The 9972-nt window shown below is 42.1% G+C and carries 12 protein-coding genes and 1 pseudogene; 7 read left to right on the forward strand and 6 right to left on the reverse strand.

Going from position 1 to position 9972, the window contains the following annotated elements; translation table 11 throughout:
* The first annotated feature begins 20 nt into the window (after nt 1–20).
* Genes EHO65_RS11660 through kdsB form a run of 6 tightly spaced genes read left to right on the forward strand, consistent with a single transcriptional unit; the run spans nt 21 to nt 4272 of the window.
* Nucleotides 21–1124: a glycosyltransferase gene (locus EHO65_RS11660; RefSeq protein WP_167482026.1), complete on the forward strand. Its 1104-nt coding sequence runs from the start codon at nt 21–23 to the stop codon at nt 1122–1124.
* Nucleotides 1121–1345: a flagellar FlbD family protein gene (locus tag EHO65_RS11665; protein WP_100706477.1), complete on the forward strand. Its 225-nt coding sequence runs from the start codon at nt 1121–1123 to the stop codon at nt 1343–1345. The genes EHO65_RS11660 and EHO65_RS11665 overlap by 4 nt, the downstream gene beginning before the upstream one ends.
* A gap of 6 nt (nt 1346–1351) precedes the next feature.
* Complete coding sequence (locus tag EHO65_RS11670) at nt 1352–2134, forward strand: motility protein A (protein ID WP_100722752.1); 783 nt, start codon at nt 1352–1354, stop codon at nt 2132–2134.
* A 21-nt stretch (nt 2135–2155) separates the two neighbouring features.
* Nucleotides 2156–2983: a flagellar motor protein MotB gene (motB, locus tag EHO65_RS11675; protein WP_135774483.1), complete on the forward strand. Its 828-nt coding sequence runs from the start codon at nt 2156–2158 to the stop codon at nt 2981–2983.
* Nucleotides 2984–3004: 21 nt separating this feature from the next.
* Nucleotides 3005–3529 carry a flagellar basal body-associated FliL family protein gene (locus tag EHO65_RS11680; RefSeq protein ID WP_008591739.1) on the forward strand — a complete coding sequence of 175 codons (525 nt, stop codon included), beginning with the start codon at nt 3005–3007 and terminating at the stop codon, nt 3527–3529.
* Nucleotides 3529–4272: a 3-deoxy-manno-octulosonate cytidylyltransferase gene (gene kdsB, locus EHO65_RS11685; RefSeq protein WP_135774485.1), complete on the forward strand. Its 744-nt coding sequence runs from the start codon at nt 3529–3531 to the stop codon at nt 4270–4272. Before EHO65_RS11680 ends, kdsB begins: the two co-directional genes overlap by 1 nt.
* Here the strand turns inward: kdsB and EHO65_RS11690 are convergent.
* From EHO65_RS11690 to EHO65_RS11715, 6 genes are all read right to left on the reverse strand, one after another.
* Nucleotides 4269–4607: an STAS domain-containing protein gene (locus EHO65_RS11690; protein ID WP_020769614.1), complete on the reverse strand. Its 339-nt coding sequence runs from the start codon at nt 4605–4607 to the stop codon at nt 4269–4271. The two genes, kdsB and EHO65_RS11690, sit on opposite strands and share 4 nt — an antisense overlap.
* A gap of 89 nt (nt 4608–4696) precedes the next feature.
* Nucleotides 4697–4909: a hypothetical protein gene (locus tag EHO65_RS11695; RefSeq protein WP_135774487.1), complete on the reverse strand. Its 213-nt coding sequence runs from the start codon at nt 4907–4909 to the stop codon at nt 4697–4699.
* Nucleotides 4910–5000: 91 nt separating this feature from the next.
* The gene (locus EHO65_RS11700) at nt 5001–5414 is read right to left on the reverse strand and encodes a c-type cytochrome (protein ID WP_135774488.1); all 414 of its coding nucleotides are present in this window, start codon (nt 5412–5414) and stop codon (nt 5001–5003) included.
* Nucleotides 5415–5666: 252 nt separating this feature from the next.
* Complete coding sequence (locus EHO65_RS11705) at nt 5667–6026, reverse strand: Zn-ribbon domain-containing OB-fold protein (protein ID WP_135774490.1); 360 nt, start codon at nt 6024–6026, stop codon at nt 5667–5669.
* Nucleotides 6026–7189 (reverse strand): thiolase domain-containing protein, encoded by a 1164-nt coding sequence (locus EHO65_RS11710; protein WP_135614199.1) that lies wholly within the window; start codon nt 7187–7189, stop codon nt 6026–6028. Before EHO65_RS11710 ends, EHO65_RS11705 begins: the two co-directional genes overlap by 1 nt.
* Nucleotides 7190–7199: 10 nt before the next feature.
* Nucleotides 7200–7967, reverse strand: a complete 768-nt coding sequence (locus tag EHO65_RS11715; RefSeq protein ID WP_135774520.1) for a glucose 1-dehydrogenase — start codon at nt 7965–7967, stop codon at nt 7200–7202.
* 1042 nt (nt 7968–9009) lie between these two features.
* On the opposite strand from EHO65_RS11715, the pseudogene EHO65_RS11720 reads away from it, so the two are divergent.
* Nucleotides 9010–9972: pseudogene (locus EHO65_RS11720) on the forward strand (LIC12048 family lipoprotein); the annotation flags it as partial.

Genomic DNA, 9972 nt, shown 5'->3' on the forward strand with positions numbered 1-9972 from the left:
TTCTGCCGATCTTAGTATCTATGAAAGTCGCAGTGATCCATGATTGGCTGAATGGAATGAGAGGAGGAGAGATTGTTCTCGATTCTATCCTTAAAGTTTTCCCGGATGCAGATCTATTTACCCTTTTTTACGAAAAAGGAAAATTAAACGAAAGAATCGAAAATAGAAAGATCGTAACCGCATTCACTGATAGACTTCCTTTTAAATCCAAATACCGTTGGTATCTTCCTTTATTCCCAACTGCGATCGAATCCTTGGATCTAAGAGGATATGATCTGATCGTATCTTCTTCTCATTGTGTTGCAAAAGGTGTGATCCCGGATCCGGACGCGATCCATATCAGTTATGTACATTCTCCCATGAGATATGTTTGGGATCTTTATTATGATTATTTTCCCGCAAGAAGCGGTTTGAAGTTTTTCGCATTCGAACTTGTTTCCAATTATCTTCGTACCTGGGATTCCGTTTCTTCCAACAGAGTGGATTCCTTCTTATGCAACTCTGAGTTTGTTTCTAGACGGATCCAAAAGTTTTATAGAAGGGAATCTCAAGTTGTATATCCTCCTTGTTTGCCTCAAGGTTTCAAGGTCAAACCAGGGAAGAAGGAAAACTTCGACCTGATCGTTTCCGCATTCGCTCCTTATAAACGGATCGACTTGGCAATAGAAGCATATAGAAAGAATGGAAGGCCTCTCAAAATTTTAGGAAGTGGTCAAGAATATAAGAAACTTATAAAAAACCTTCCTCCAAATGTGGAGATACTTCCTCATAGGCCAAGAAACGAAGTGCAAGAGTATATGGCTAAAGCAAAGACATTCATTTTTCCCGGAATGGAAGATTTCGGGATCGCACCTGTCGAGGCCCAGGGGTATTGTACACCTGTTCTGGCTTATGCGAAAGGTGGAGCTTTGGAAACAGTGGTCTCAGGAAAGACCGGGCTATTCTTCAGAGAACAAACAGTTGAGGCATTGAATGCTGCCTTACAGGAATCAGACCGAAAAGAGTGGAAATCTAAGGACTTTCAGGCCTCGGTAAACCGTTTTACAGAGGAAAAATTCATCATCCAAATCCAAAAGACGGTCGAGACTATAAACAAGAACTCTGGAAAAAGGAGGGGCGTTTGATTACTTTGCATAGATTAAAAGGAAATGAATTCGTTCTAAACGCCTCTCATATTGAATGTATCGAGGCAAATCCGGATACTACGATCACTTTGTCTAATGATAGAAAATATGTGGTCCAGGAAAGTATACCCGAAGTGATCGAAAAAATTTTGGAGTTCAAAAAACGAGTGCTGGTGTTTCCTTTGGGTTCCGCGCCGGATCAATTTAAGAGGGCAGATTAAACTACAATGGATATAGCTACAATCATAGGTTTCGGCTCTGCAGTCGTAGTATTCGCTTTCGGGATTCTTTCCGCCGGTTTGAACCCGATCGATATCGTGGACGTACCTTCCGTATTGATCACATTCGGAGGAGCTACCGCTTGTACAGTGATGGCGGTCCCTTGGCAGAATACCCTGGAATTAGGCAAGGTAACTCGTAAGGCTTTTAGAGAAGAAAAAAGCGATCTCATCGGACTTATTAAAACATTAGTTTCCTTCTCCGAGAAAGCAAGGAGAGAAGGTCTACTCGCGTTAGAAGACGACGTGAACGAACTTCCTGAGGAATTTTTAAGAAAGGGAATTACCCTGGTTGTGGACGGAACCGACCCGGAGCTTGTTCGGAATATTATGGAAACCGAAATGAGCAATATTGCTTCTAGACACGGTGCCGGAAAAGCTTGGTGGGAAAACTGGGGAGCACTTGCTCCAGCATTCGGGATGATCGGAACTCTGATCGGACTCGTTCAGATGTTAAAGAACCTTGGATCCGGAGACGCGAGTGCGATCGGAACAGGGATGGCAGCCGCTTTGATCACCACATTATACGGATCTATGGGAGCAAACATGATCGCTATCCCTATCATGAAAAAACTCATGCGTAAATCCGAAGACGAACTATTAGTAAGACAGATCATGATAGAAGGTACACTCTCCATTCAATCAGGAGACAACCCTCGTATCGTGAAAGACAAGCTCGCAAGTTATCTGCCACCTGGCGAACGCGGCGTATTAAAAGACGAAAACGACTAAGATTTATTTCGGAAGAAGAATATGGCAAAACAGAAATGTCCAGAGTGTATCCAGAATATTCCAGAGTACATGCTTACTTATGGAGACATGGTTACACTTCTTCTTTGCTTCTTCATCATGTTATATCGTACAGGTAAGACGAATGCGATAGAGATGCAGATCATTCTATCCGCGTTCAAGACCACTACCGGATTTTTTGACGGTGGGCAAACTCTTTCCAAAGGAAAATTGGAAGAGATGGGAATGAATATAGAAAGTCTTCCTTCCATGACTACTGGAAAGGCGCTTTCTAAATCCAAGAAGACCGCTACAGAATTATTCAAACCTGAGATAGAAGCAGGAAAAGTGCGAGTAACGGAAGACGAAAGAGGTCTTGTGATCAGTTTAGTAGGAGCCGATTATTTTAATCCAGGCTCTGCTATTTTGCAGGAACCGATCAAAAGTACTCTCAAAAAAGCCAGCGGACTCATTAAGGGACTCGAAAGATTTGTAAGGGTAGAAGGTCACTGCGATGCAGATGCAGTACTTCCCGGCGCAAATCCAAACAGGGAAGAAAGAACTTACTTAAACAACTGGGACCTAGCGGGAGCAAGAGCGATCAACTCCACGGATTATATCGTTGGAGTAGGAAAGTTGGATCCAAGTTGGTTCCAGGCTGTGAGTTTCGGATCTTATAGACCTTTGGTTGTGGAGAACTTAGGGTCTCCGGAAGCAAAGGCATTCAATAGAAGAATTGATATCGTAATTTTAACGGAAAAATCCACCAAACGTGGTGATTACGAATCCAACTTCGGCCTACCAAAGAGCCGTGTTCCGGGTTCGGAAACTTCCACTGAAAGTGGATTATAGAAGAGTAAAAGGAGAATACCCATGGGCGATCCCGAAATAGACGAGGAAGAAGGCGGTTTACCTGCGGCGGATGCCGGCGCCGGCTCGTCTCCGCTCATCAAATGGCTGATCTATATTGCCGGTGCCGTATTCGGAATTATCATAGTTGTACTTGTTTCCATGTTTGTTGCGAAACAAGCGGCGACTAGCACTTTCCGTGAAATGAAAAACGTTGCCTTAGTAAAACCTCCTCCGCCACTCATGACTTTCCAATTCCAGGAAGAGTTCAGGATCAATACTGCGGACAAGGGAGAAACTCACTTCGTAAAGATGAAATTATCTTTCGGAGTTGCGAGAGACGATGCTAAGATCACTGCGGAACTTGCGGAAAGGATCGCTCAGATGAGAGACTTGGTCAACCTAATCATAGGAAGAAAAACCAAGGATGATCTAATCGATGTAGAAGATCAGTTAGATCTAAGAGAAGAGATCAAGGCTCAGATCAATCATATTCTCTCCGACGGAAAAATCCAAGAAGTTTACTTCACAGAATTTATCGTCAACTGATGACAAAACCGAAAATCTTAGGGGTTATACCCGCAAGATATGGAAGTTCCCGATTCCCAGGCAAACCATTGGCCAAGATCGGGGACCTTCCTATGATCGCCTGGACATATAAGAATTCTCTAAAGTCTTCTCTCTTACGCGATGTTGTAGTCGCCACCGACGACGAACGAATACTAAAAATTGTTTCGGATAACGGTGGTAAGGCGGTAATGACTTCTCCCGATCATCCATCCGGAACGGATAGGATCCGAGAAGTTGCACTCAAATATCCTGACTCAGGGATTATAATCAATATCCAAGGCGACGAACCTGGAATAGAATCCGAACTCATAGACGGAGTTGCAAAACTCAAATTGGAAAGGCCGGATTGGGCAATGAGCACTGCGGCAGTTCGATTAGAAGAAAACGAGATCCAAGATCCGAATCGGGTCAAAGTGGTCCTGGACAAAAACGGAAAGGCGCTCTACTTCTCCCGTTCGGCCATCCCTAGCCAATTCAAAAAAACGGTCCCTGCTTATAGACATCTCGGGATCTACGGATACGATAGAGACTTCTTACTTGGATATCCCGAACTTCCTCCAAGCGCGTTAGAAGAATCTGAATCACTCGAACAATTGAGAGCAATGGAAGCAGGACATTCGATCGGAGTGTATATAACAAGTCGCGCAGCATTGAGTGTAGACACGCCTGAAGATCTGGAACTAGTAGTGAAAGATTTTAAGAAGAAGGGACTGATCCCTTAACTAAGAGCTTCTTGCAGAGTATTATGGATTAAAACGAAATCCGTAAGACCAACGATATCCATCACTTTTCTGAAATGATCGTTTAGACCTGCAAATTCGATTTTAGAAGAAGATTCACTTGCTTTGGTGATCAAACTGATCAATGTCGCAAGCCCCGCCGAATTGATGTAAGACGTTCCGTGGAAATTCAAAATCACTCGGGTCCTACGCTGTTCTGGAATGGATTGGTATTTTCCTAAAATTTCGTCATCCGCCTCGGAGGTAATTTCTCCGGAGATATGGATTACCGGGACATTAGGTTCAAGATCCACGTTTATTTTGAATTCGTCAGACATCTGCCTTATTTAGCACAAAAGACCTTCCCTCTCGAAGACAGTCAATCCCGTTTCCTGGGAAAAACCGACCGCCTACTGGAAGTAATCCGTTAAACGTAGTGCTCTAATTCCTCCGGAGAAAGTCTGTCGAAAATCTGGCCGCATTGGGAACATTGAAATGCAACAGTAGTAGGTTTGGAAGAAATCCCGAAAAGGATCAAAAACCAGGCCCAATTACCGTAGGTTTTCACCTCTCTGGAAAGAGGGGATTTTCTGTCCGTTCCGCAACTGTCGCAATGTGGTAAAGAAGAGGATTGGCTCACAAAGCTAGGTTGAAATGGGGGTGGAAAACTTCCAGAAGAAAAGTGGGAAAAAGTAAGACGGGAGCCCTCTCGGACTCCCGAAGAATAAGGATTAATTTTGATTCAGGTAAACTACGTACTTAGCGATTTTTTTCAATTTTTCGTCGCCTAAGAACTTGTAAGAAGTCATCACTGGGTTACTTGGAATTCCGTTATTCAAAGTTTTCAGCACTCCTGCTTCTGTAGGACCGTTTTTCCAATCACTAGCAGGTGCTTTGTAATTTCTTGGTTTTGGATTTAAGCTAGCCGCAGCAGCTCCGTCTCCAGCGCCTGTATCTCCGTGACATGCGTTACATCCGTTTTCAAGAAAAAGTTTTTTACCTTCTTCTATTTCAGGACTTAAAGTTGCTGCGCTTGCTACAGGTGCAGCTTCTTCTTTCGGCTTTTCTTTATCTCCGCAGTTCAATAGGAAGATGAGGGAGAGAATGGAAACAAAAAGGGAAATCAGGATTGCCCGAGTCTTCATGGATTACTCCTTTATATTGGTTCCAACTTTCTCATTCAGAAAGAGAAAGCAAAGAACTTTTTGTCACGGTATTGTCGGCGCTGATTCCGCAAAGGATTTCGAGGAATATGGAGAATGAGTCGGAAATTGACTTTTGTCAAAGTATCAGGAGCTGATTCTTAATATCGATTTCTAAGAATGGAAAACAATCGGACTTATTCGTTTTTTGTAAAACAAAAGCGGGGTAAGTCCCACCCCGCTTTCTTTTTTAGATCAAGCGGGTTTAAAAATAAATCCCGTAGAAGTTTCCGTTCTATCGAAAAGAACAGGCATATCGATCGAAACTGATTCAGTGACCGGTTTACCTTGGTATTCTCCTTCGATAATACTCATGGTTTTTGCACCTTCTTCCAGCTCGATGACTGCAAGAACGTAAGGTGCTCTTGGAGCTAAATGACCAAAACCGACATGAACTACAGTGTAAGTGTAAACTTTTCCTCTGCCTGAAAAAGTTTTGGCTTCTACATCTTCCGATCCGCAGCTTGTGCAAGAAACTACAGGATCAGTAGCTTCGAATCCGCAGGATTTACATTTTTTTCCGGTTAAAGAATGAGCTTCCATAATCTCAGCCATTATTCCCCCCTCTGCAGAATATGCACTATACTAACTGCACCCGGGCCGCCTAAAACATGAGTTAAGGCAGTGCGAGCATTTGCAACTTGTCGTTTTTCAGATTGGTCTCTAAGCTGGTAAGTCATCTCTACCACTTGACCAACACCTGTAGCTCCAACCGGATGACCCTTTGCCTTTAAGCCACCTGAAGTGTTTACAGGAAGTTTTCCACCCAATCTGGTATGACCGTCTTTAGTGAACTGGCCGCCTTTTCCTTTTTCAACAAAGCCAAGATCCTCTATATTGATGATCTCAGTGATGGTGAAACAGTCATGACATTCTAGAACATCGATGTCCTTTCTTTCCACTCCGGCCATTTTAAACGCCTCAGTAGCAGCTTGAACGGAAGCGGGGAAGCTTACAGAATCTTTTTTAAGAGCCACATTGAAATAATCTCCGCCTATTCCGGAACCTTTTACCACAACATAGTCTTTACGAACAGATTTTGCTTTTTCCTTGGTAGTGATCACAACGGCTGCAGAGGCATCTGTAACTAAGGAAACATCATGAAAACCGAATGGAGTTGTTACCATTCTTGCCCTCATAATATTATTGAAAGAAATCTCTTTTTGTTTATGAGCAAACGGATTTAGGCTACCATGGAAATAGTTTTTTTCAGCAACTGTCGCTAACATTTCCTTAGTAGTTCCGAACTCATGCATATGGCGGATTGCGTTTAATGCAAAACCGGAAGGACCGGAAATACAATATCCGCCTTCTACATCCTGGTCCTGGCCCCTTGCTACGATTTCCATAGTGGTTTCAGGATCTAAACCGTTCATTTTTTCTACGCCCAGAACTAAAACCGTATCGTATAAACCGGATGCAACAGCAAGAACACCTTGTCTCATTGCAATCCCACCGGAAGCACATGCTCCTTCGGTACGGATTGCGGGACGATCGCCTAACCCAAGTAAGTTGGCCGCATAAGAGCCCATTGTGTTCTGAGCGTTAAACTCATTGCCAGCGTAGTTCCCGACATAAACAGCTTGGATTTCTTTTCTGTCTATACCTGAATCTTTGATAGCACCGTTACCAGCTTCGGTAACTAGATCGCGTAAGGTTCTGTCTTTATGATTACCGTGGACAGTTTCATAAGCCCCGATGATTGCTACTTCTCTCATGATTAACTCCTTACATTCCGATACCGGCGCCGCCGTCTACTCTCAAGAAAACACCGGTGATATAAGATGCTTTATCGGAAAGGAAAAATTCAACAGCGTTAGCAATCTCTTGTTGAGTTCCTGGTCTTTTTAAAGGGATGAACATAGGATCGGTAAGTTTTTTCTGAACTTCTTCAGGAAGAGAAGCAGTCATGTCTGTTTGTACATAACCAGGGCAAACCGCATTTACTAAAACGTTTCTACCTGAAAATTCTCTCGCAGCAACTTTAGTAAGAGCGATCACCGCAGCTTTAGAAGAAGAGTAGTTCGCTTGTCCAGGTTGACCTGAAAGACCGGAAAGAGAAGAAATGTTCACGATCCTGCCAGAAGGAGCTTTTAAAAGAAGTTTAGAAGCATACTTGGTCATCAAGAACACACCTTTCGCGTTCACATCCATCACGAAATCATACTCTTGTTCGCTCATTCTGATAAAAAGATTATCTTTTAGAACTCCTGCGTTGTTTACTAAGAAGTCCAGTTTACCGAATTTCTCTTTAACAGCATTAATAGCAGAATCGCAGTCTTCCGGTTTAGTAACGTTTACTGGAATACCCAATGTTTTAACGCCGAATTCCTTAGCGATATCAGCAGCCGCTTGCTCGATATGTTCTTTATTTAAGTCTACTACGACTACATCTCCACCATCTCTTGCGATAGTATTGGCGATAGCGCGACCTAAACCTCTTGGAGACGCAGCTCCCGTAACTAATGCAACTTTACCTTCGAATTGTTTTGCCATTTGGATCCCTCTTATGTCCTCGGATAACGAATTTTTAAACTTTCGGATCGTACAGATAGAATTCGATCTGTTTGAAGTAGAACGATTGTTCTGGTAAAAGATGGATTGTACCTGGATTCCCGACAAGAAAAATTCATCAGAATATAAGTCTTTGAAACAGTGTTCGTTTTTGTTGAACATTTGTTCGCAGATTGCAAAGGGAATAGGAATTGTGTGCGAGTGAGAGTTGTCCGAGAGATATGTCTCATTTTAATGTCGAATTATCTTTAATAAAGCTCGGCGTAAGCGATAATATATTATAAAAATAGAATATACAATTAGGGGATAGTTTTTGGCCGGGAAGGACAGTGGGATTGAGACTTACTTAGTAAAATTGATCCGAGGTATAAGTGAAGGCATCGATGTTGGTTATAAAATTCATGGAAGAGTTTCAGTTACCCTGAATAGGGTAGGCATATTCATTAAGGACTACGTTGAATTTAGAATGAAGTGATTTATATACTTTTCATCTCTTGATTGGGATCAAGAGGAGGGGAGAGGTTTTATAATTTGATTCCCGAACTATTTTTGGGAAAATCGATTTTTTATAAATAAATAATTTCCTAATTTTCAAATTTAAATATTATAAAAATATAAAATTTCAATATTTATGGAAAATTCGGCTCTCTAATATCCCATATTAGGATAATGTAAAATATCCGTTATGGGATAGTCGCATATCGGAGCATGTTATCCCTTTTGAGTCAGAATGTTCCCGAATTTTTTACGTTAACTCAATTTTGTCGTCATAACGGTCTGTTTTCTCAACGTTGCCCGATTTTTTTTTTAGTTTGGCGCAAAAAATTGGACAAAAAGTGGAACTTTTTCGAAACGTCCATTCAAACGCCCAAGTTGTGTCTGCATTCGAAGACGAATCTGGCAGAACTGTGAGTAAAAATTTGAACTCAGTCAAAAAAGGCGACTTACGTCGAAAATTTGTCCGGGGCGTTTTGTATTTTGGATTTGGTTCTCTTAAGTGAGGGGAAACCCGGAGGTTCGTTCGATGTTCGATTTTATCGTTAGGATTGTTGTTAGGAAAGTTATTTTAACTTCGGTTGTACTTTCCTTTGTAGGTTGTTTAAGCGATTGGGGCTTTGGCAGTGGAGATGTGGATTTGAAAAAAGCCACATGGCTCGTTGCGGAAAAAGTCCCTCTAGTGGTGGATAAAGGGGGAGTTCCTGTCGGAGGCGGGAATGGCGGCACCGTTACACCTGTGAATGGTTTGTTCAACTTAAAGCCAGGAACTAAAGTAAACGCTCAAGCATTAGGTGGAGCGATCGATCCAACTGGAACAACCATCGTGAACGATTTCGACGGTGATGGAATATTAAATGTCAACGAAACTACTACCAACGTTTGGGTAGCCGATTATCCGGAAATTGACACCGTTGTTGCTCCTCCAATCACTATGAAGATTGCAATTTTAAAAAGTAGTACAGGTGAAAGCGACGAGATTGTTAGTGAGATTAATTCGGATGATTTAGCATCTACAAAGAGCGAAGGTTCCGAGTCGATGCATCAGAATGAAATAAACCTTCGAACTGTACAATTCCAAGATCAATACAAAAAAGAATACGAGCAATCACAGGAAAACTCAGCTACATATAGTTTAAAGGCTAGTGCTACTGTTCCAGTTCTTGCCCAAACAAGTTTGGAATATACTCAGTCTACAACAAACAAATGGTCGAAAAGAGCCTTGGATGAAGCGACAACGACTAAATGGGCTGATAAACCTTTTAAAAATGATATTGATAAAGAAGCAAAGTCCGTTAAGTCAGACTCCGCTAGCCAAAAAGCGAGAAAGTATAGATCCGAAAAGACCTCTAAAATTAACGAAACCTCAAAAGTGGAAGCAAATGCTGGTTATGTAAGAGCAGCCCTATATATAAAAAATAGATCTGTAAATATGCCGGTGAAACTCAGCAATATCTTATGCACTCTTATGTTCGAAGATGCTCGAGGGAAT

Source organism: Leptospira andrefontaineae (assembly GCF_004770105.1).
Taxonomy (GTDB): Bacteria; Spirochaetota; Leptospiria; order Leptospirales; family Leptospiraceae; genus Leptospira_B; species Leptospira_B andrefontaineae.